Consider the following 20,166-nt stretch of genomic DNA (forward strand, 5'->3'; position numbering starts at 1 on the left):
TGGCGATCGGGCTTTATCCGTTAACGAAAGACCATCATCATGGCACGCAAAACCCCCCTAGAGCGCTACCGCAATATCGGTATCTCGGCCCACATCGACGCCGGCAAGACCACGACGTCCGAGCGTATCCTGTTCTACACCGGCGTGACCCACAAGCTGGGCGAGGTGCATGACGGCGCCGCCACCACCGACTGGATGGAGCAGGAGCAGGAGCGCGGCATCACCATCACCTCCTCGGCCGTGACCTGCTTCTGGAAGGGCATGGACCTGTCGCGCCCCGAGCACCGCATCAACATCATCGACACCCCCGGCCACGTGGACTTCACCATCGAGGTGGAGCGCTCCATGCGCGTGCTCGACGGCGCCGTGATGGTGTACTGCGCCGTGGGTGGCGTGCAGCCCCAGTCGGAAACCGTCTGGCGCCAGGCCAACAAGCACAAGGTGCCGCGCCTGGCGTTCGTCAACAAGATGGACCGTACCGGCGCCAACTTCTTCAAGGTCGTGGAGCAGATGAAGCTGCGCCTGAAGGCCAACCCGGTGCCCATCGTGGTGCCGATCGGCGCGGAAGACAAATTCCAGGGCGTGGTTGATCTGCTGAAGATGAAGGCCATCATCTGGGACGAAGCCTCGCAGGGCATGAAGTTCGAGTACGCCGACATCCCCGCCGATCTGGTCGAGACCTGCAACAAGTGGCGCGAGAACATGGTCGAGGCGGCAGCCGAGGCCAGCGAAGAGCTGATGAACAAGTACCTGGAGGAGGGCGACCTCTCCGAGGCCGAGATCATCGCCGGCCTGCGCCAGCGCACCATCGCCACCGAAATCCAGCCCATGCTGTGCGGCTCGGCCTTCAAGAACAAGGGCGTGCAGCGCATGCTCGACGCCGTGCTCGACCTGCTGCCCTCGCCGGTGGATATCCCCGACGTGGCCGGCACCGATCCGGAAGACGAAGAGAAAAAGCTTTCGCGCAAGGCCGACGATAACGAGAAGTTCTCGGCCCTGGCGTTCAAGCTCATGACCGACCCCTTCGTCGGCCAGCTGACCTTTGTGCGCGTGTATTCGGGCGTGCTCACCAAGGGTGACACGGTGTACAACGCCGTCAAGGGCAAGAAGGAGCGCATCGGCCGTATCGTGCAGATGCACGCCAACGAGCGCCAGGAAATCGAGGAAATCCGCGCCGGCGACATCGCCGCCTGCGTGGGCCTGAAGGAAGTGACCACGGGCGACACCCTGTGCGACCTGGACAACCACATCATGCTCGAGAAGATGGTCTTCCCCGAGCCCGTGATCGCCCAGGCCGTCGAGCCCAAGTCCAAGGCCGACCAGGAAAAGATGGGCATCGCCCTGTCGCGCCTGGCCTCCGAGGATCCGTCCTTCCGCGTGCGTTCCGACGAGGAATCGGGCCAGACCATCATCGCCGGCATGGGCGAGCTGCACCTGGAAATCATTGTCGACCGCATGAAGCGCGAGTTCGGCGTGGAAGCCAACGTCGGCAAGCCCCAGGTGGCCTACCGCGAAACCATCCGCAATACCGTCAAGGACGTGGACGGCAAGTTCGTGCGCCAGTCCGGCGGCAAGGGCCAGTACGGCCACGTGGTGTTCCGCCTGGAACCCAACGAGCCGGGCAAGGGCTTTGAGTTCCTGGACGAAATCAAGGGCGGCGTGGTGCCGCGCGAGTACATCCCCGCAGTGGAAAAGGGCGTGATCGAAGCCCTGACCTCCGGCGTGCTGGCGGGCTACCCGGTGGTGGACGTCAAGGTGGCTCTGACTTTTGGTTCCTACCACGACGTGGACTCGTCCGAGCAGGCGTTCAAGATGGCCGCCATCTTCGGCTTCAAGGAGGCCGCGCGCAAGGCCAACCCCGTCATCCTCGAGCCCATGATGGCCGTGGAAGTGGAGACGCCCGAGGACTACGCCGGTACCGTGATGGGCGACCTGTCTTCCCGCCGCGGCATGGTGCAGGGCATGGACGACATGGTCGGCGGCGGCAAGGCCATCAAGGCCGAGGTGCCGTTGTCCGAGATGTTCGGCTACGCCACGTCGCTGCGCTCCATGACCCAAGGTCGCGCTACGTACACGATGGAGTTCAAGCACTACGCCGAAGCTCCGCGCAACGTGGCCGAAGCCATTGTGGCGGCGCGCGCCAAGTAATTTGGCATAAAAATGGCCTCTAACGCTTATATGAAAAGCGTTGGAAGCTATTAATAAAATAGCAAAAGATTTTTGCAATCTGCGACCCGGTGCCGCCTCGTTGCCCTGTGCGAGGCGATCAAGCAACCGGGTGCAGACGTTAAACCCACACACAGGCATTGCTCTTTGGAGAGATTGAAATGGCAAAAGGTAAATTCGAACGTACCAAGCCCCACGTGAACGTGGGCACGATCGGTCACGTGGACCATGGCAAGACGACGCTGACGGCGGCCATTGCCACGGTGCTGTCCAAGAAGTTCGGCGGCGAAGCCAAGGGCTACGACCAGATCGACAACGCTCCTGAAGAAAAGGCGCGCGGCATCACCATCAACACCTCGCACGTCGAGTACGAAACGGCCAACCGCCACTATGCCCACGTGGACTGCCCCGGCCACGCCGACTATGTGAAGAACATGATCACCGGCGCCGCCCAGATGGACGGCGCCATCCTGGTGTGCTCGGCCGCCGACGGCCCGATGCCCCAGACGCGCGAGCACATCCTGCTGGCCCGCCAGGTGGGCGTGCCCTACATCATCGTGTTCCTGAACAAGTGCGACATGGTGGACGACGAAGAGCTGCTCGAGCTGGTGGAAATGGAAGTGCGCGAGCTGCTGGACAAGTACGACTTCCCTGGCGACGACACCCCCATCATCCGCGGCTCTGCCAAGCTGGCCCTGGAAGGCGACCAATCCGACAAGGGTGAGCCCGCCATCCTCAAGCTCGCCGAAGCCCTGGACACCTACATCCCCACGCCCGAGCGCGCCGTGGACGGCGCCTTCCTGATGCCCGTGGAAGACGTGTTCTCCATCTCCGGCCGCGGCACCGTGGTCACGGGTCGTGTCGAGCGCGGCATCATCAAGGTCGGCGAGGAAATCGAAATCGTCGGTATCCGCGACACGCAAAAGACCACCTGCACCGGCGTGGAAATGTTCCGCAAGCTGCTGGACCAGGGCCAGGCCGGCGACAACGTGGGCCTGCTGCTGCGCGGCACCAAGCGCGAAGACGTCGAGCGCGGCCAGGTGCTGTGCAAGCCCGGCTCCATCAAGCCGCACACCCACTTCACGGCCGAGGTGTATGTTTTGAGCAAGGACGAAGGCGGCCGCCATACGCCCTTCTTCAACAACTACCGCCCCCAGTTCTACTTCCGCACCACCGACGTGACCGGCTCCATCGAGCTGCCCGCGGACAAGGAAATGGTCATGCCCGGCGACAACGTGTCGATCACCGTCAAGCTGATCGCCCCCATCGCCATGGAAGAAGGTCTGCGCTTTGCCATCCGTGAAGGCGGCCGTACCGTCGGCGCCGGCGTCGTGGCCAAGATCATTGCGTAATCCTCGCAACCACTGAAGGAATACCCAATGTCCAAGCAAAAAATCCGTATCCGCCTGAAGGCCTTCGACTACAAGCTGATCGACCAGTCGGCTGCCGAGATCGTTGACACTGCCAAGCGCACCGGCGCCATCGTCAAGGGCCCCGTGCCCCTGCCGACGCGCATGAAGCGTTTCGACATCCTGCGTTCGCCGCACGTCAACAAGACCAGCCGCGACCAGCTCGAAATCCGTACGCACCAGCGTCTGATGGACATCGTCGACCCCACCGACAAGACGGTGGACGCGCTGATGAAGCTCGACCTGCCGGCCGGCGTGGACGTCGAGATCAAGCTGCAGTAATCCCTGCGGCAGCAGTGGCGAGGCCGTGAGGCAGCGCCCTACACAACGCGGACTTGCTTGAAAAAGCAGTCCGCGTTATACTTTGCGGCTTCGCGTTTTTGCGCCTTTTTTTGGCGCGCATGCGTGGAGTTTTATCAACCTTCTTTCATGCGCCCTGGATAGCCAGTCGGCGCAAACGCCTGGGCCAATTGCAGTCAGGGCGGTGAAAGTTTTGGAGAAAACCAATGAGTCTGTGCAACTCCCTCGGGTTGCTGGGCCGCAAGGTGGGCATGATGCGTCTGTTCACCGATGACGGGGACGCAGTGCCCGTCACGGTGGTGGATGTGTCCAACAACCGCGTGACCCAGGTGAAAACCCAAGAGAACGATGGCTACGTGGCCCTGCAGGTCACGTTCGGCGCGCGCAAAGCTTCGCGTGTGACCAAGCCTGAAGCCGGCCACCTCGCCAAGGCGGGTGTCGAAGTCGGTGAAATCATCCGCGAATTCCCTGTGACCTCTGAAGTCGCTGGCAAGTACGCCGCAGGCGCTACCGTGCCCGTGGCCGATGTGTTCGCCGTGGGCCAGAAGGTGGACGTGCAAGGCACCTCCATTGGCAAGGGCTACGCCGGCACCATCAAGCGCCACAACTTCGGTTCGCAGCGCGCCTCGCACGGTAACAGCCGCTCGCACAATGTTCCTGGCTCCATTGGTATGGCGCAGGATCCGGGCCGCGTGTTCCCTGGCAAGAAGATGACCGGTCACCTGGGTGACGTCACGGTCACGACGCAAAACCTCGACGTGGTTCGCATCGACGAGGCACGCCAACTGCTCTTGATCAAGGGCGCTGTTCCGGGCTCCAAGGGTGGCTTCGTGACGGTGCGTCCGGCCATCAAGGCCAAAGCTTCCAAAGGGGCGAACTAATGCAGCTCGAACTCCTGAATGAACAGGGCCTGGCCGCATCCAAGGTGGATGTGCCCGAGACCGTGTTCGATCGTCAATACAACGAAGACCTGATTCACCAGATCGTCGTCGCCTACAAGGCCAATGCCCGTCAAGGCACGCGCGCCCAGAAGGATCGCGAGCAGGTGCGTCACTCGACCAAGAAGCCCTTCAAGCAGAAGGGCACCGGCAACGCACGTGCCGGTATGACCTCCTCGCCGCTGTGGCGTGGGGGCGGTCGCATCTTCCCGAATCTGCCCGAAGAAAACTTCACGCAGAAGATCAACAAGAAGATGTACCGTGCCGGTATGGCGTCCATTCTTTCGCAGCTGGCCCGCGAAGGCCGTCTGGCGGTGGTGGACTCGCTGAAGCTGGAAAGCCCCAAGACCAAGGTGCTGGCCGACAAGTTCAAGGCCATGAACCTGCAATCGGTGATGGTGATCGCCGACGAGGTCGATGAAAACCTGTACCTCGCCTCGCGCAATCTGAAAAACGTGTTCGTCGTCGAGCCGCGTTATGCAGACCCCGTGTCGCTGGTTCACTACAAGAAAGTGCTCGTCACCAAGGGCGCAATCGACAAACTCAAGGAGATGTTCGCATGAGCACACTCAAGTTTGACGAAGGTCGTCTGATGCAGGTGTTGGTCGCTCCCATCGTGTCCGAAAAGGCCACCATGGTTGCCGAGAAGTCCAATGCCGTGACGTTCAAGGTACTGCAGAACGCAACCAAGCCAGAGATCAAGGCCGCTGTGGAATTGATGTTCAAGGTAGAGGTCAAGGGCGTTTCTGTGGTGAACACCAAAGGCAAGACCAAGCGCTTTGGCAAGACCATGGGCCGCCGCGACAACGTGCGCAAGGCCTATGTGCTGCTGAAGGAAGGTCAAGAGCTGAACCTGTCCGGGGAGGCCGCGTAAACCATGGCCGTTATCAAGATCAAACCGACTTCCCCGGGCCGTCGCGGCACGGTGAAGATCTCGCGTGACCACCTGCACAAGGGAGAGGCGTTCGCTGCGCTGCTGGAGCCCCAGTTCCAGAAGGCCGGCCGCAACAACAACGGTCACATCACCACCCGTCACAAGGGCGGTGGCCACAAGCACCACTACCGCGTGGTGGACTTCCGTCGCAACAAGGACGCCATCCCCGCCAAGGTGGAGCGCATCGAGTACGACCCCAACCGCTCGGCCCACATCGCCCTGGTGTGCTATGCCGACGGCGAGCGTCGCTACATCATCGCCCCGCGCAACCTGGAAGTGGGCGCCTCCATCGTGAGCGGCTCCGAAGCCCCGATCCGCGTCGGCAACACGCTGCCGATCCGCAACATCCCGGTGGGTTCGACCATTCACTGCATTGAGCTCAAGGCCGGTGCCGGTGCGCAAATCGCCCGCTCGGCCGGCACGTCCGCCACGCTGCTGGCGCGCGAAGGCATGTACGCCCAGGTGCGCATGCGTTCGGGCGAAGTGCGCAAGATCCATATCGAGTGCCGCGCCACGATTGGCGAAGTCGCCAACGGCGAACACAGCCTGCGCCAGCTCGGCAAGGCCGGTGTCAAGCGCTGGATGGGCATTCGTCCGACGGTGCGTGGTGTGGCCATGAACCCGATCGACCACCCGCACGGTGGTGGTGAAGGCCGTACCGGCGAAGGCCGTCACGCAGTTGACCCATGGGGCAATCTGACGAAGGGCTACCGCACCCGTAACAACAAGCGTACGCAGACCATGATCGTGTCGCGTCGCAAGAAGTAAGGCAAGCAAATGACTCGTTCTCTCAAAAAGGGTCCGTTTGTTGACCATCACTTGCTGGCTAAGGTCGAAAAGGCCATCGCCACCAAGGACAAGAAACCAGTCAAGACCTGGTCGCGTCGCTCCATGGTTCTGCCCGAGTTCATCGGACTGACCATTGCCGTGCACAACGGAAAACAGCACGTGCCGGTTTATGTCACCGACCAGATGGTGGGCCACAAGCTGGGCGAGTTCGCCCTGACGCGCACCTTCAAGGGTCACCCCGCGGACAAAAAAGTCCAGAAGAAGTAAGGAACGACCATGTCTGAAACACGTGCAGTCCTCCGGGGCGTCCGTCTGTCGGTGGACAAGGGTCGCCTGGTTGCTGACCTGATCCGCGGCAAGAAGGTGGATCAGGCTCTGAACATCCTGGCTTTCACGCAGAAAAAAGCAGCCGTGATCGTCAAGAAGGTGCTGGAGTCCGCCATTGCCAACGCCGAGCACAACGACGGCGCCGATATCGACGAACTGAAGGTCAAGACCATCTTCGTCGAGCAGGGCACCACGCTCAAGCGCTTCACGGCGCGAGCCAAGGGCCGCGGCAATCGCATCAGCAAGCCGACCTGCCACATCTATGTGACCGTGGGTAACTAAGGGCCAGAGGAAGAATATGGGACAGAAAATCCATCCTACCGGCTTTCGCCTGTCGGTCAGCCGCAACTGGGCCAGCCGCTGGTACGCGAGCAACCGTGACTTCGCCGGCATGCTGGCCGAAGACATCAAGGTGCGCGAGTTCCTGAAGGCCAAGCTGAAAAACGCCGCCGTCTCGCGCATCCTGATCGAGCGCCCCGCCAAGAACGCGCGCATCACCATCTTCTCGGCACGTCCGGGCGTGGTGATCGGCAAGAAGGGCGAGGACATCGAGAACCTGAAGAAGGAACTCGCCACGCGCCTGGGCGTGCCGGTGGCCGTGAACATCGAGGAAGTGCGCAAGCCCGAGATCGATGCCAAGCTGATCGCCGACTCGATCACCCAGCAGCTCGAGAAGCGCATCATGTTCCGCCGCGCCATGAAGCGCGCCATGCAGAACGCCATGCGCCTGGGCGCCCAGGGCATCAAGATCATGTCCGCCGGCCGCCTGAACGGCATCGAAATCGCCCGTACCGAGTGGTACCGCGAAGGTCGTGTGCCCCTGCACACCCTGCGCGCCGATATCGACTACGGCACCTCTGAAGCCAAGACCACCTACGGTGTGATCGGCGTGAAGGTGTGGGTCTACAAGGGCGACACGCTGGGCCGCAATGATCTGCCCGCCGCTGAGACGCCGCGCCCTGAAGAGGAGCGCCGTCCCCGCGGTCCGCGCCGCGACGGCCGTGGTGATGGCCGCCGTGACGGCGCCGGCCGTGGTGGCCGCCGCCCCATGGGCGCTAATGCAGCCCCTGCCGACGGTAGCGATAAGCCTGCCGGCGCCGGTGGCGATTCCGTTAAGCGCGTCAAGAGCGCGCCCGCTGCCGCAGCGGCGGACGGCAAAGGAGAATAAACATGCTGCAACCTGCTCGCCGCAAGTTCCGTAAGGAGCAAAAAGGCCGCAACACCGGTATCGCCACGCGTGGTAATTCGGTGGCTTTTGGTGACTTCGGTCTGAAGTGCACGGATCGTGGCCGTTTGACGGCCCGCCAGATTGAGGCCGCACGTCGTGCGATCTCGCGTCACGTCAAGCGTGGCGGTCGTATCTGGATCCGCGTCTTCCCCGACAAGCCGATTTCCACCAAGCCCGCCGAAGTGCGTATGGGTAACGGCAAGGGCAACCCCGAGTACTACGTGGCCGAGATCCAACCCGGCAAGGTGGTGTTCGAGATCGTTGGCGTGCCCGAAGAACTGGCCCGCGAAGCGTTCCGCCTGGCTGCTGCCAAGCTGCCGCTGCGCACCACCTTCGTTGCCCGTCAGATTGGCGCCTAAGGAGAATCAACATGACTAAAGCTGCTGAACTCCGCCAAAAAGACGTGGCCGGCCTGGAAGCCGAAATCAAGTCGCTGCAAAAGGCCCACTTTGGCCTGCGCATGCAAAAAGCCACGCAACAACTGGGCAATACCAATACGCTGCGTACCACGCGCCGTGACATTGCCCGCGCCAAGACCATTCTTGCTGAAAAGCAAGCCGCCAAGTAATCCAGGAGCGAACATGACGGAAGCTAAACCATCCCTCAAGCGCACCTTGGTTGGCAAGGTGGTCAGCGACAAGCGTACCAAGACCGTGACCGTGCTCGTGGAGCGCCGTGTCAAGCACCCCATCTACGACAAGATCATGATCAAGTCGAGCAAGTATCACGCCCACGACGAAAACGGCGAGTACAAGATGGGCGACACCATCGAGATCACGGAAAGCCGTCCGCTTTCCAAGACCAAGAACTGGGTGGCCACGCGCCTGGTGCAAAAGGCCGCACTGGTCTAAGTCTTAGCCGGCCTAGCGCCTGCATGACAACGAGAAACGACCCACAATGTGGGTCGTTTTTCTTTTTGGGGTTTGCGCTTGTGCGCCCCTGTCAACCTTGCAACCAGGAGAGTCACATGATCCAAGTTGGTGATCAGCTGCCCGCCATCACGCTGATGGAGTATTCGGAAGTCGAGGGCAATGGCTGTAGCCTAGGCCCCAACCCCGTGGATGTGCAAAAGGCGGCCGCCGGCAAGACGATCGCCCTGTTTGCCGTGCCGGGCGCATTCACGCCCACCTGTTCGGCCAAGCATGTGCCGGGCTATGTGGCGCAGGCCGAGGCCCTCAAGGCCGCCGGTGTGGATGAGATCTGGTGCCTGTCGGTGAATGATGCCTTTGTCATGGGCGCCTGGGCGCGCGACCAGAAGGTCGAGGGCAAGCTGCGCATGCTGGCCGACGGCGATGCCGCGTTTGCCAAGGCCACGGGCCTGACGCTGGACTTGAACGGCAAGGGCCTGGGCCTGCGCAGCAACCGCTATTCGATGCTGGTCAAGGATGGCAGGGTGAGCGTACTGAACGTGGAGGCACCAGGCAAGTTCGAGGTCAGCGACGCTGCCACTCTGCTGGCCCAGACGAAGGCCTGATCAGGCCCCGTGAATACCGTGCAGGCCCGTGGGTTTGCACGGTATTTGCAACTAAAATGATAGCTTTATACGCTTGTTGGACGTGCGTTTTGCTCGAAAATAACCCTGCAAGCATCAGCTGATGTCGGCCTTCAGATAATGCGACCCGGCCACAGGGTTGTGGTAGTAGGGCGGTATCTCGACGAACCCCAGTTCGGCATACAGTGCGCGCGCGGCCTCCATGCCGTCCAGCGTATCCAGCAGCACGCAGGCGTAGCCGACCTGGTGGGCGGCGTCCAAAATCGCCTCGGCCAGCTGGCGCCCCAGGCCGAAGCCACGAAATGGCTTGCGCACGTACAGGCGCTTCATCTCTCCGGCGTTGGCGTAGTCCACGTTGTCCAGCGGCCGCAGGGCGCAGCAGCCGGCGATGCTGCCGTCCACCTCGGCCAGTAACAGCCGGCCGCGGGGTGCTGCGTATTCGCCCGGCAATTGGGCGAGTTCGTCGCTGAAGCCCTGGAACTCCAGATCTACGTCCAGACTGTCCGCATATTCTTGGAAGATGGCCCGTACGGCATCCATCTCATGGGGCTGGTCGGGGGTGAACAGACGAATGGGGGGCGAGGGATCCACTGCTTGAAAACGAGGGTGGTTATGGGCGATGTCTCAGTTTAGCGGCAAGTCAGGTGGCCCTCAGACCCGATACCCACCACGCCAATGCGGTGCTCGGTGCTGCCACCACCGCCGCGCTGCACAGGTCCAAGCCCAATGTGCAGGCCGAGCATGCCGGGGTCGTCAGGCTTCGGCCAGCAGTCGTTCTATGAGCTTGTGCAACTCCCCGAAGTCAGGCGCGCCCACGTAGCTTTTAACGATCTCGCCGCGCTTGTTGACGATGTAGGTGGTGGGCGTGAGCTTCACATCTCCCCAGGCCTTGGCCACGGCGCCGGTGTTGTCTATGGCCACCTTGAACGGCAGTTTGCGCGTTTCGGTGAAGTTCACCACGTAGCTTGGCGGGTCATAGCTCATGGCCACGGCCAAGGTTTCAAAGCCCTGTTCCTTGTATTTTTCGTAGGTGGCGACGATTTCCGGCATTTCGGCGACGCAGGTGGTGCAGCTGGTAGCCCAGAAGTTCACCAGGGTCACCTTGCCCTTGAGGTCGGCCGTGGTGTTCTGCGAACCGTCGAGCAGCACAAAGGTTGTTTGCGGCGCCTGTGATGTGCCCGAACCCCATACGACCACCGCGCCGATGACGGCACATGCGGCCACTGCGCCGGCCACGAGCCACTGTTTGATTTGCATACCACGTTCCTTACTGTGCGCCGGATCAGGGCGCTGCCTGCGGGCGATTGTGCCGCAGGCAGCGATACACCCCGTTGATCATGGGATTGGCTCGCAAGCGGAAAGTTCGCCCGCCCGTGCCGTGCCGGAGTCCTTGGGAAGAATCGCCCTCATGCTTGCCAGCCTGATGATGCAGTGATGGGCCAGCCGGCACGGCGCATGATGGGCACGGCGATAATGCGTGACATTGTTGCCGCCATGAATACACGCATCCTCCTCATTGCCCACGCCCCCTTGGCCAACGCGCTGCGCGAATGCGCGCTGCATGTGTTTCCCGACTGTGCCGATGATGTGCTGGCGCTGGACGTTCCGCCCCGTGAGCCACCGGAGCAGACGCTGGCCGCTGCCCGGGACCTGCTGGCGCGCCAGGGGCCGGCGTCCGTGCTGGTGCTGGCGGATGTGCTTGGCGCCACGCCGTGCAACGTGGCCCAGCGACTGGTCGACGATGAGCACTCGCGTCTTGTCGCCGGCGTGAATCTGCCCATGCTGCTGCGTGCCGTGTGCTATCGCAGCGAGCCGCTGGCGGCCTTGGCGGTACGCGCCTTGGCCGGCGCCACCCAAGGGGTGGTGCAGGTGGCTGCGGCCAGCTCAGCAAGCCCCAAACCGACTTGCCTTTCATGATCAAGAACAGTATCACCATCAGCAACAAGCTGGGCCTGCACGCCCGCGCCTCGGCCAAGCTCACCAAGCTCGCAGGCAGTTATCCCTGTGATGTGTGGATGAGCAAGGGCGAGCGCCGCATCAACGCCAAGAGCATCATGGGAGTAATGATGCTGGCGGCGGGCCTGGGTTCTCAGGTCGAGATCGAGACCGACGGCGCGCAGGAGGGCGAGGCCATGCAGGCGCTGCTGACGCTGATCGACGGCAAGTTTGGCGAGGGCGAATAGGTAGCAAGCAAAGGGACGCGCATGACCTTCTCCATTCATGGCCTGGCAGTCGCACGCGGCATTGCCATAGGACGTGCGGTGCTGGCAGCCTCCAGCCGCATGGAGGTGGCGCATTACTTCATCGAGCCGCAGCAGGTGCAGGACGAGATTGCGCGCGTGCGCAACGGCCGCAACGCCGTCATAGAGGAACTGCAGCGCCTGCGCGCCGACATGCCCCAGGATGCTCCGCCCGAGCTTGCTGCACTGCTGGACGTGCACCTGATGCTGCTGCAGGACGAGATGCTGGTCAGCGGCGTCAAGTACTGGATCACCGACCGTCTCTACAACGCCGAATGGGCGCTGACCACGCAGCTGGAGATCATCAGCCGCCAGTTTGACGAAATGGAGGACGACTATCTGCGCGAGCGCAAGGCCGACCTGGAACAGGTGGTGGAGCGCATCCTGCGCCGCATGAAGGGCGTGGCCGGACCCGTCGCGCCGCCGCCCGCAGGCCCGCGCCGCCAGGCCGAGGCCGGTGCCGAGGCCGAGTACCTGCAGGGTGACGCCGTCGACGTGCCGCTGGTGCTGGTGGCGCACGACCTGTCACCCGCCGACATGCTGCAATTCAAGCAGAGCGTATTCGCCGGTTTCATCACCGACGTGGGTGGCAAAACCAGCCACACGGCCATCGTGGCGCGCAGCATGGACATCCCGGCCGTTGTCGGCGCACGCGGCGCGAGCCAGCTGGTGCGCCAGGACGACTGGATCATCATCGACGGGGATGCCGGCGCAATCATCGTCGATCCTTCGCCCATCATCCTGGCCGAATACGGGTTTCGTCAACGCCAGATCAATCTGGAGCGCGAGCGCCTGACGCGACTGCGCCATACGCCGGCCGTGACGCTCGATGCCCAGGCCATAGAGCTGCTGGCCAACATCGAGCAACCGGGGGATGTCGCCGCAGCCCTGCGCGCGGGGGCGGCGGGTGTCGGGCTGTTTCGCAGCGAGTTTCTGTTCATGGGGCGCAACGGTCGCCTGCCCGATGAGGAGGAGCAATACCGCGCCTACCGAGAGGCGGTGGAGGGCATGCAGGGCCTGCCCGTGACCATACGCACCATCGACGTGGGGGCTGACAAGCCGCTGGACAAGGGGCACAAGGACAGCTCGCTGAACCCTGCGTTGGGCCTGCGCGCAATTCGCTGGAGCCTGGCCGATCCGGCCATGTTCCGCACCCAGCTGCGTGCCGTGCTGCGCGCCGCCGTGCATGGGCCGGTGCGGCTGTTGTTTCCCATGCTGGCGCATGTGAGCGAGATTCGCCAGACCCTGGCCCAGGTGGACCTGGCGCGCGCCGAACTCAATGCACGCGGCGCCGTCTATGGGGCGGTGCAGCTGGGCGCGATGATCGAGGTGCCGGCCGCGGCGCTGATGGTGCGGCAGTTCCTGCGCTACTTCGACTATTTGTCCATAGGCACCAACGACCTGATCCAGTACACGCTGGCCATAGACCGGGCCGACGAGGCCGTGGCCGACCTGTACGACCCGCTGCACCCGGCCGTGCTACGCCTGGTGGCCGACGTGATCGCCGCAGGTGCAAGCCAGGGCAAGAGCGTGAGCGTGTGCGGCGAGATGGCCGGCGACGTGGCCATGACCCGGTTGCTGCTGGGGCTGGGGCTGCGCAGCTTCTCCATGCAGCCTGCGCAAATCCTGGCCGTCAAGCAGGAAGTGCTGCGTGCCGACGTGCGCAAGCTGACCGAATGGGCGCAGCAGGTGCTGGCCGCGGACGACCCAGGCGTCTGCCTGGCTGCCTCCTAGCTATTTAATCAGTAGCTGATTGCGCCATTACGGCGCGCGTTGGCGCCTATTTCTCTTTAATTTTGGTGAATGGCTTTGCCCATCGCTCTCGCCTACGGCAGGCGCAAGCCCAGAGGACCGGCAATCCATGTCAGGGCGCGAGACGGATGGCCAGCTGCTGGCCCAGCACGCTCGCCACGTCGTCCCAGGTCGTGTGCACGCCGACCGTGCGCAAGTCCACCGTCTGCAGCCCTGCGTAGCCACAAGGGTTGATGCGGGAATAGGGCTCCAGATCCATGGCCACGTTTAACGCCAGGCCGTGGTAGGTGCAGTGGCGCGAAACCTTGATGCCGAGCGCGGCGATCTTGCCCAGGCCGGTGAATATGGGTTCGGGGCGCTTGCCGTCCGCGCCGCGTCTTTGTGGACGCTGCGCCAGCATGGCGTGGCCGCCAGGGTCGTTCAGGCGCACATAGATGCCGGGCGCTCCATCCACGCGGTGACCGGTGACGCCATAGTGGGCCAGAGTGCGGATCACGGCTTCTTCGAGCCGGTAGACATATTCCTTGACGTAGTAGCCGGCGCGCTGCAGGTCGACAAGCGGGTAGGCCAGCACCTGGCCGGGGCCGTGGTAGGTGACCTGGCCGCCACGGTTGGTGGCCACTACAGGGATGGTGCCAGCTGCCAGTATGTGATTGTTTTTGCCAGCAAAGCCTTGTGTATAAACCGCTGGATGCTCGCATATCCATAGCTCATCCAGGGTGTCGCTGTCGCGCTCCTCGGTAAAGCGCTGCATGGCGCCAAGGGTCTCGCTATAGTCCACGCGGCCAAGGGTGCGCAGTTGCATGGCAGAGCGGCTCACAGCACAACCTTGACCATGGGGTGCGCAGACAGGGCGTGGTACAGGCCGTCGAGCTGCTCGCGGCTGGTGGCGGTGACGGTGATGGTCACGCCCAGGTAGTTGCCCGCGCGGCTGTCGCGCAGTTCGATGGTGGAGGCGTCAAACTCCGGGTCGAAGCGGCGCGCCACCTCCGTGACCGCATGCACAAAGCCATTCACATTGGCGCCCATGACCTTGATGGGAAAGCGCGATGGATATTCGATCAAGGAGTCTTTGCGAGGGTCGGCGGTGGGCTTGTCGGTTGGTGTTGTCATGGTGTGGCTTTCTGGGGTGTGCGAGGGCGGCTGGCAGCAGGTGGAGCAGTGGTTAGGTCATGCGGATGCCGCGGCATGTCCGGCGCGATGATTCTGGCGGTGTGCGGCGGCGGTCGTTGGTGTGACGCCACACTCGCACTGCGGCACCTCGGTTTCGCGTGCTGTCGGCGACGCCATTGTGGAATAGGCGGGGTTTTTACCTATAATGAAGAGCTTTGTGAGAGTTCTGGTCCGTGGCGCAGGAATCCACCCGCGAGAAATCAACCGCCTCTGAGGCTGAATCTGAGGCTGAAGATTCCGACTTCAAGCCCCTGACTGCGCGGCAGGCTCAGGAGTGGCGCAAGCGCCAAGTTCCGCTGTCGGTCTGGCGCATTGTCGCCATTCAGGCGGTGATGGGTGTGCTGGTGGCGCTGCTGGCCTGGTGGCTGACGGGGCGCCCGCAAGTGGCCTGGTCTGCTGGGTATGGGGCCTTATCCGTGGTATTGCCTGCGGCGCTGTTTGCGCGTGGCGTGTCGCGTTCGCGCTCATCCGCCGGGGCGGCCATGGTGGGTCTCTTCGGCTGGGAGCTGGTGAAGATTGCTTTGACCGTCGCCATGCTGGTGGCGGCGCCCAGGCTGGTGCCGGGGCTTAGTTGGCTAGCGTTGCTGGCCGGCATGGTAGTAGTCATGAAAACGTACTGGATCGCGCTGCTGGCGCGGCCCGGTGTCCGACGAACCGATTGATATTTGAGAGAAGAGTTGTCCGATGGCCGCAGAAGCGAATGCACCGACCGCCAGTGAATACATCGTTCACCACCTGCAGCATCTGCAGAACGTCAAGCAGGGTTTCATCGTTGACTTTTCGGTGGTCAACCTCGATTCCATCGCCGTCAGTGTGCTGCTTGGCGTGCTGATGCTGCTGGTCTTCTGGTCTGCTGCGCGCAAGGCCAGTTCGGGCGTGCCAGGGCGTTTCCAGGCTGCTGTCGAGATCATGGTCGAAATGGTGGATAACCAGGCCAAGGCCAACATCCACAATGCCCAGAGCCGCAAGTTCATTGCCCCGCTGGCGCTCACCGTGTTCGTCTGGATTTTCCTGATGAACGCCATGGACATGCTGCCCGTCGATCTGCTGCCCGTGCTGTGGCAGGGCGCCACGGGCGATCACCATGCCTATCTGCGTGTGGTTCCCACGGCCGACCTGTCCACCACGCTGGGCTTGTCCTCTGCCGTGCTGTTGCTGTGCTTTTATTACAGCATCAAGATCAAGGGCCTGGGCGGCTGGATTCACGAGCTGTTCACGGCGCCGTTCGGCACCAGCAAGAACCCGCTGTTCGCAGCCATCCTCGGCGTGGTGAATTTCGCCATGCAGGTCATCGAATACCTTGCCAAGACGGTCTCGCATGGCATGCGACTGTTTGGCAACATGTACGCTGGTGAGTTGGTGTTCATGCTGATCGCCCTGATGGGCGGCGCGGCTGCCATGTCGCTCTCTGGTGTGTTGCTCCCTCTGGGGCACATCATTGCGGGCTCTATCTGGGCGATCTTTCACATTCTGATCATCACCCTGCAGGCCTTCATTTTCATGATGCTGGCGCTGATTTACCTCGGCCAGGCGCATGACGCTCACTGAGCTTTTCCTTTCCTTTCTCAACCTTTCTTTCTTTTCATCCTAGGAGTCATCATGGAAAACATTCTCGGCCTCGTCGCTCTGGCTTGCGGTCTGATCGTTGGTCTCGGTGCCATCGGCGCCTCGATCGGTATCGCTCTGATGGGCGGCAAGTTCCTGGAATCGTCGGCTCGCCAGCCTGAGCTGATCAACGAGCTGCAAACCAAGATGTTCATCTTGGCCGGTCTGATCGACGCGGCCTTCCTGATCGGTGTGGCCATCGCGCTGCTGTTCGCCTTCGCCAACCCCTTCGTCCTGGCCTGAGCGCTCCGATCAACGCCAACGAATAGAAAGGTGTTGCCGTGAGTATCAACGCGACCCTGTTCGTTCAGGCCATAGTCTTTCTGATTCTGGTGTGGTTCACGATGACCTTCGTGTGGCCCCCGATCGCGAAGGCTCTGGATGAGCGAGCCCAGAAAATCGCCGATGGTCTCGCCGCTGCCGATCGTGCCAAGACCGAGCTCGCCGCTGCAGACCAGCGCGTGAAGCAGGAACTGGCCGCCGCCAGCAACGAAACCGCGACCCGCCTGGCTGACGCCGAGCGCCGCGCCCAGGCCATCATCGAAGAGGCCAAGGCGCGCGCCACCGACGAAGGCAACAAGATCGTCGCTGCCGCCCGTGCCGAGGCCGAGCAGCAGGCCATGGCCGCACGTGAGGCCCTGCGTGAGCAGGTGGCCGCACTGGCTGTCAAGGGTGCCGAGCAGATTCTCCGCAAGGAAGTCAACGCCGGCGTGCATGCCGATCTGCTCAATCGCCTCAAGACCGAGCTGTAAGGAACGCAACATGGCAGAACTCGCCACCATTGCCCGCCCTTACGCCGAGGCGCTGTACAAGGCCTGCACCGGCAAAGCCGGTGTCGATCTTGGCGGCTCCGCAGCCTGGGTGGACGAGCTGGCGGCGATTGCCGCCAATCCCCAATTGCGTCAGTTGCTGGACAATCCCAAGGTGTCGGCCGAACAGTTGTTTGCGCTTATCACTGGGGTGGCCCGTGCGGCTTTGCCGGACATGGCGCACAACTTCCTGCGCACCCTGATCGACAACGGTCGTGTGCAGGTGCTGCCCGAGATCGCGGCACAGTTCCGCGCGCTGGTGAATCAAGGCAACGGATCTTCGGATGCCGTCGTCTACAGCGCCTTCCCCCTGGATGCCAATGCCCTGACCGAGCTTAGTGCCACGCTGCAAAAGCGCTTCGGCCGCACGCTCAACCTCACCGTGCAGACGGATGAGTCCCTGATCGGCGGCGTGCGCGTGGTGGTGGGCGACGAGGTGCTCGACACTTCCGTCAAGGCACGTCTGGAACAAATGAAAGCGGCCCTCATTGCCTGATCGGGTGGTGAGGTCTGGGCTTATTAAAGAAAGAAGGAAAGAGTCATGCAACTCAATCCCGCAGAAATTTCTGAACTGATCAAGAGCCGCATCGAAGGGCTGGCAGCCAGCAGCGACATCCGCAACCAGGGCACCGTGGTGTCCGTGACCGACGGTATCGTGCGCATCCATGGCCTGTCGGACGTGATGCAAGGTGAAATGCTGGAATTCCCCGCCGACGCGGACGGCCAGCCCAGCTTCGGCCTGGCGCTGAACCTGGAGCGCGACTCCGTGGGCGCCGTGATTCTGGGGGCCTACGAGCACATCTCCGAAGGCGACACCGTCAAGTGCACGGGCCGCATTCTGGAAGTGCCGGTGGGCCCCGAACTGGTGGGCCGCGTGGTCAACGCCCTGGGCCAGCCGATCGACGGCAAGGGTCCGATCAATGCCAAGATGACGGACGTGATCGAGAAGGTCGCTCCCGGCGTGATCGCACGCCAGTCCGTGGACCAGCCGCTGGCCACCGGCCAGAAGTCCATCGACTCCATGGTTCCCGTGGGCCGCGGCCAGCGCGAGCTGATCATCGGTGACCGCCAGACCGGCAAGACCGCCGTGGCCATCGACGCCATCATTGCCCAGAAGGGCCAGGGCGTGACCTGTATCTACGTTGCCATCGGCCAGAAGGCTTCGTCGATCAAGAACGTGGTGCGCTCGCTGGAGCAGGCCGGCGCCATGGACTACACCATCGTGGTAGCCGCCTCGGCCTCCGAATCTGCTGCGATGCAGTATGTGTCGGCCTATTCCGGCTGCACCATGGGCGAATACTTCCGCGACCGCGGCCAGGATGCGCTGATCGTCTACGACGACCTGTCCAAGCAGGCCGTGGCTTACCGCCAGGTGTCGTTGCTGCTGCGCCGCCCGCCGGGCCGCGAAGCCTTCCCCGGCGACGTGTTCTATCTCCACAGCCGCCTGCTGGAGCGCGCTGCACGTGTGAACGCCGACTACGTCGAAGCCTTCACCAAGGGTGAGGTCAAGGGCAAGACCGGTTCGCTGACGGCCCTGCCGGTGATCGAAACCCAGGCCGGCGACGTGTCCGCCTTCGTGCCGACCAACGTGATTTCGATCACCGACGGCCAGATCTTCCTGGAAACCAGTCTGTTCAACGCCGGTATCCGCCCCGCCATCAACGCCGGTATCTCGGTGTCGCGCGTCGGTGGCGCCGCCCAGACCAAACTGATCAAGGGCCTGTCCGGCGGTATCCGTACCGACCTGGCGCAGTACCGTGAGCTGGCAGCGTTTGCGCAGTTCGCCTCCGACCTGGACGAGGCCACCCGCAAGCAGCTCGATCGCGGTGCACGCGTGACCGAACTGCTCAAGCAGCCGCAATACAGCCCGCTGCCCATCAGCCTGATGGCCGCCTCGCTGTTTGCGGTGAATAAGGGCTTCCTGGACGACGTGGACGTGAAGAAGGTGCTGTCCTTCGAATCCGGCCTGCACCAGTTTCTCAAGACCAGCCACGCTGCCTTGCTGGAGCGCCTGGAAGCCAACCGCGCCTTCGACAAGGAGGGCAAGGACGAGGCCGAACTGACGCAAGCCATTACCGCGTTCAAGAAGTCCTTCGTTTAACCCGGACGAGGAACCGACATGGCAGCAGGCAAGGAAATACGCGGCAAGATCAAATCGGTGGAAAACACCAAGAAGATCACCAAGGCCATGGAAATGGTGGCCGCGTCCAAGATGCGCAAGGCGCAGGATCGCATGCGCGCCGCCCGTCCCTATGCCGAGAAGGTCCGCAATATCGCGGCTCATCTCGGTCAGGCCAACCCCGAGTATGTTCACCCCTTCATGAAGGTGAACGATGCAAAAACGGCCGGCGTCATCGTGGTGACGACAGACAAGGGTCTGTGCGGCGGCATGAACACCAACGTGCTGCGTGCCGTCACCACCAAGCTGCGTGACCTGCAGGCCGCTGGCATGCAAACGCAGGCCGTGGCCATCGGCAACAAGGGATTGGGCTTTCTCAACCGCGTTGGTGCCAAGGTCGTGGCGCAGTCTGTCGGCCTGGGTGACACGCCGCATCTCGACAAGCTCATTGGCCCCGTCAAGGTGCTGCTGGACGCATATGCCGAAGGCAAGATCAACGTGGTGTACCTCGCGTACACCAAGTTCATCAATACCATGAAGCAGGAATCGGTGGTGGAGCAGTTGCTGCCCCTGTCCTCCGAGCAGCTGCAGGCCGACAAGTCCGGCCACGGGTGGGACTACATCTATGAGCCCGACGCGCAAAGCGTGATTGATGAGCTGTTGGTGCGCTATGTCGAGTCGCTGATCTATCAGGCTGTGGCCGAGAACATGGCCTCGGAGCAGTCGGCGCGCATGGTGGCCATGAAGGCCGCTACCGACAATGCGGGCAACGTCATCAACGAGCTCAAGCTGGTCTACAACAAGACGCGCCAGGCCGCGATCACGAAGGAACTTTCGGAGATCGTCGCAGGGGCCGCGGCCGTTTAACGCCGACCCGGTTTAAAT

At 62.6% G+C, this 20,166-nt stretch carries 27 protein-coding genes and 1 pseudogene; 24 read left to right on the plus strand and 4 right to left on the minus strand.

What is annotated here, in order from left to right; translation table 11 throughout:
* The first annotated feature begins 39 nt into the window (after nucleotides 1–39).
* The 14 genes from fusA (at nucleotide 40) to P7644_RS02125 (ending at nucleotide 9,565) form a co-directional block, all read left to right on the plus strand.
* Entirely contained in the window at nucleotides 40–2,148 is a 2,109-nt protein-coding gene (fusA, locus tag P7644_RS02060) for an elongation factor G (RefSeq protein WP_404301362.1), read from the plus strand.
* A 179-nt stretch (nucleotides 2,149–2,327) separates the two neighbouring features.
* Nucleotides 2,328–3,518, plus strand: coding sequence for an elongation factor Tu (gene tuf / locus P7644_RS02065; RefSeq protein WP_317700467.1), 1,191 nt, complete (start codon nucleotides 2,328–2,330; stop codon nucleotides 3,516–3,518).
* Between the two features lie 27 nt (nucleotides 3,519–3,545).
* Nucleotides 3,546–3,857, plus strand: coding sequence for a 30S ribosomal protein S10 (gene rpsJ, locus P7644_RS02070; RefSeq protein ID WP_005796953.1), 312 nt, complete (start codon nucleotides 3,546–3,548; stop codon nucleotides 3,855–3,857).
* A gap of 224 nt (nucleotides 3,858–4,081) precedes the next feature.
* On the plus strand, nucleotides 4,082–4,756 hold the full coding sequence (rplC, locus tag P7644_RS02075) for a 50S ribosomal protein L3 (protein WP_404301363.1): 675 nt from the start codon (nucleotides 4,082–4,084) through the stop codon (nucleotides 4,754–4,756).
* A complete protein-coding gene (gene rplD, locus P7644_RS02080) occupies nucleotides 4,756–5,376 on the plus strand; it encodes a 50S ribosomal protein L4 (RefSeq protein WP_404301364.1) in 621 nt (206 codons plus the stop codon). The genes rplC and rplD overlap by 1 nt, the downstream gene beginning before the upstream one ends.
* On the plus strand, nucleotides 5,373–5,687 hold the full coding sequence (gene rplW, locus P7644_RS02085) for a 50S ribosomal protein L23 (protein WP_011803744.1): 315 nt from the start codon (nucleotides 5,373–5,375) through the stop codon (nucleotides 5,685–5,687). Before rplD ends, rplW begins: the two co-directional genes overlap by 4 nt.
* Nucleotides 5,688–5,690: 3 nt before the next feature.
* Nucleotides 5,691–6,515, plus strand: coding sequence for a 50S ribosomal protein L2 (gene rplB / locus P7644_RS02090; RefSeq protein ID WP_404301365.1), 825 nt, complete (start codon nucleotides 5,691–5,693; stop codon nucleotides 6,513–6,515).
* A 9-nt stretch (nucleotides 6,516–6,524) separates the two neighbouring features.
* Entirely contained in the window at nucleotides 6,525–6,803 is a 279-nt protein-coding gene (gene rpsS, locus P7644_RS02095) for a 30S ribosomal protein S19 (protein WP_024813777.1), read from the plus strand.
* A 9-nt stretch (nucleotides 6,804–6,812) separates the two neighbouring features.
* The gene (gene rplV / locus P7644_RS02100) at nucleotides 6,813–7,145 is read left to right on the plus strand and encodes a 50S ribosomal protein L22 (RefSeq protein ID WP_020229468.1); all 333 of its coding nucleotides are present in this window, start codon (nucleotides 6,813–6,815) and stop codon (nucleotides 7,143–7,145) included.
* Between the two features lie 16 nt (nucleotides 7,146–7,161).
* The gene (rpsC, locus tag P7644_RS02105; protein ID WP_404301366.1) at nucleotides 7,162–8,031 is read left to right on the plus strand and encodes a 30S ribosomal protein S3; all 870 of its coding nucleotides are present in this window, start codon (nucleotides 7,162–7,164) and stop codon (nucleotides 8,029–8,031) included.
* A 2-nt stretch (nucleotides 8,032–8,033) separates the two neighbouring features.
* The gene (rplP, locus tag P7644_RS02110; protein ID WP_013517326.1) at nucleotides 8,034–8,450 is read left to right on the plus strand and encodes a 50S ribosomal protein L16; all 417 of its coding nucleotides are present in this window, start codon (nucleotides 8,034–8,036) and stop codon (nucleotides 8,448–8,450) included.
* Between the two features lie 11 nt (nucleotides 8,451–8,461).
* Complete coding sequence (gene rpmC / locus P7644_RS02115) at nucleotides 8,462–8,659, plus strand: 50S ribosomal protein L29 (protein ID WP_187735275.1); 198 nt, start codon at nucleotides 8,462–8,464, stop codon at nucleotides 8,657–8,659.
* 13 nt (nucleotides 8,660–8,672) lie between these two features.
* The gene (rpsQ, locus tag P7644_RS02120; RefSeq protein ID WP_317700493.1) at nucleotides 8,673–8,942 is read left to right on the plus strand and encodes a 30S ribosomal protein S17; all 270 of its coding nucleotides are present in this window, start codon (nucleotides 8,673–8,675) and stop codon (nucleotides 8,940–8,942) included.
* A gap of 116 nt (nucleotides 8,943–9,058) precedes the next feature.
* On the plus strand, nucleotides 9,059–9,565 hold the full coding sequence (locus tag P7644_RS02125; RefSeq protein WP_404301367.1) for a peroxiredoxin: 507 nt from the start codon (nucleotides 9,059–9,061) through the stop codon (nucleotides 9,563–9,565).
* A 114-nt stretch (nucleotides 9,566–9,679) separates the two neighbouring features.
* Here the strand turns inward: P7644_RS02125 and P7644_RS02130 are convergent, their stop codons facing one another.
* On the minus strand, nucleotides 9,680–10,123 hold the full coding sequence (locus P7644_RS02130; protein WP_404303103.1) for a GNAT family N-acetyltransferase: 444 nt from the start codon (nucleotides 10,121–10,123) through the stop codon (nucleotides 9,680–9,682).
* 213 nt (nucleotides 10,124–10,336) lie between these two features.
* On the minus strand, nucleotides 10,337–10,840 hold the full coding sequence (locus P7644_RS02135) for a TlpA disulfide reductase family protein (RefSeq protein ID WP_404301368.1): 504 nt from the start codon (nucleotides 10,838–10,840) through the stop codon (nucleotides 10,337–10,339).
* A 237-nt stretch (nucleotides 10,841–11,077) separates the two neighbouring features.
* Here P7644_RS02135 and P7644_RS02140 point away from each other — a divergent pair.
* The 3 genes and pseudogenes from P7644_RS02140 to ptsP all read left to right on the plus strand — a co-directional run.
* Nucleotides 11,078–11,525, plus strand: a pseudogene (locus P7644_RS02140) (PTS sugar transporter subunit IIA); the annotation flags it as partial.
* Nucleotides 11,497–11,766 carry an HPr family phosphocarrier protein gene (locus P7644_RS02145; RefSeq protein ID WP_404301369.1) on the plus strand — a complete coding sequence of 90 codons (270 nt, stop codon included), beginning with the start codon at nucleotides 11,497–11,499 and terminating at the stop codon, nucleotides 11,764–11,766. The pseudogene P7644_RS02140 and the gene P7644_RS02145, both read left to right, overlap by 29 nt.
* 21 nt (nucleotides 11,767–11,787) lie before the next feature.
* Complete coding sequence (gene ptsP / locus P7644_RS02150; RefSeq protein ID WP_404301370.1) at nucleotides 11,788–13,557, plus strand: phosphoenolpyruvate--protein phosphotransferase; 1,770 nt, start codon at nucleotides 11,788–11,790, stop codon at nucleotides 13,555–13,557.
* Nucleotides 13,558–13,687: 130 nt separating this feature from the next.
* Here ptsP and lipB read toward each other — a convergent pair whose 3' ends face one another.
* A complete protein-coding gene (gene lipB, locus P7644_RS02155; protein ID WP_404301371.1) occupies nucleotides 13,688–14,380 on the minus strand; it encodes a lipoyl(octanoyl) transferase LipB in 693 nt (230 codons plus the stop codon).
* Nucleotides 14,381–14,391: 11 nt separating this feature from the next.
* Nucleotides 14,392–14,688 (minus strand): YbeD family protein, encoded by a 297-nt coding sequence (locus P7644_RS02160; protein WP_404301372.1) that lies wholly within the window; start codon nucleotides 14,686–14,688, stop codon nucleotides 14,392–14,394.
* A 233-nt stretch (nucleotides 14,689–14,921) separates the two neighbouring features.
* Between P7644_RS02160 and P7644_RS02165 the strand changes: the two genes are divergently transcribed.
* Genes P7644_RS02165 through atpG form a run of 7 tightly spaced genes read left to right on the plus strand, consistent with a single transcriptional unit; the run spans nucleotide 14,922 to nucleotide 20,148 of the window.
* The gene (locus P7644_RS02165) at nucleotides 14,922–15,410 is read left to right on the plus strand and encodes an ATP synthase subunit I (RefSeq protein ID WP_404301373.1); all 489 of its coding nucleotides are present in this window, start codon (nucleotides 14,922–14,924) and stop codon (nucleotides 15,408–15,410) included.
* A gap of 22 nt (nucleotides 15,411–15,432) precedes the next feature.
* Nucleotides 15,433–16,296, plus strand: coding sequence for a F0F1 ATP synthase subunit A (gene atpB / locus P7644_RS02170; protein ID WP_404301374.1), 864 nt, complete (start codon nucleotides 15,433–15,435; stop codon nucleotides 16,294–16,296).
* A 51-nt stretch (nucleotides 16,297–16,347) separates the two neighbouring features.
* Complete coding sequence (gene atpE / locus P7644_RS02175) at nucleotides 16,348–16,596, plus strand: F0F1 ATP synthase subunit C (protein WP_011803767.1); 249 nt, start codon at nucleotides 16,348–16,350, stop codon at nucleotides 16,594–16,596.
* A 38-nt stretch (nucleotides 16,597–16,634) separates the two neighbouring features.
* Nucleotides 16,635–17,105, plus strand: coding sequence for a F0F1 ATP synthase subunit B (locus tag P7644_RS02180; RefSeq protein WP_404301375.1), 471 nt, complete (start codon nucleotides 16,635–16,637; stop codon nucleotides 17,103–17,105).
* 10 nt (nucleotides 17,106–17,115) lie between these two features.
* Nucleotides 17,116–17,658: a F0F1 ATP synthase subunit delta gene (locus P7644_RS02185; protein ID WP_404301376.1), complete on the plus strand. Its 543-nt coding sequence runs from the start codon at nucleotides 17,116–17,118 to the stop codon at nucleotides 17,656–17,658.
* A 45-nt stretch (nucleotides 17,659–17,703) separates the two neighbouring features.
* Complete coding sequence (gene atpA, locus P7644_RS02190) at nucleotides 17,704–19,263, plus strand: F0F1 ATP synthase subunit alpha (protein WP_404301377.1); 1,560 nt, start codon at nucleotides 17,704–17,706, stop codon at nucleotides 19,261–19,263.
* 18 nt (nucleotides 19,264–19,281) lie between these two features.
* A complete protein-coding gene (gene atpG / locus P7644_RS02195) occupies nucleotides 19,282–20,148 on the plus strand; it encodes a F0F1 ATP synthase subunit gamma (RefSeq protein WP_404301378.1) in 867 nt (288 codons plus the stop codon).
* Nucleotides 20,149–20,166: the final 18 nt, after the last annotated feature.

It is taken from the genome of Alicycliphilus denitrificans (assembly GCF_044792555.1).
Classification (GTDB): Bacteria; Pseudomonadota; Gammaproteobacteria; order Burkholderiales; family Burkholderiaceae_C; genus Alicycliphilus; species Alicycliphilus denitrificans_A.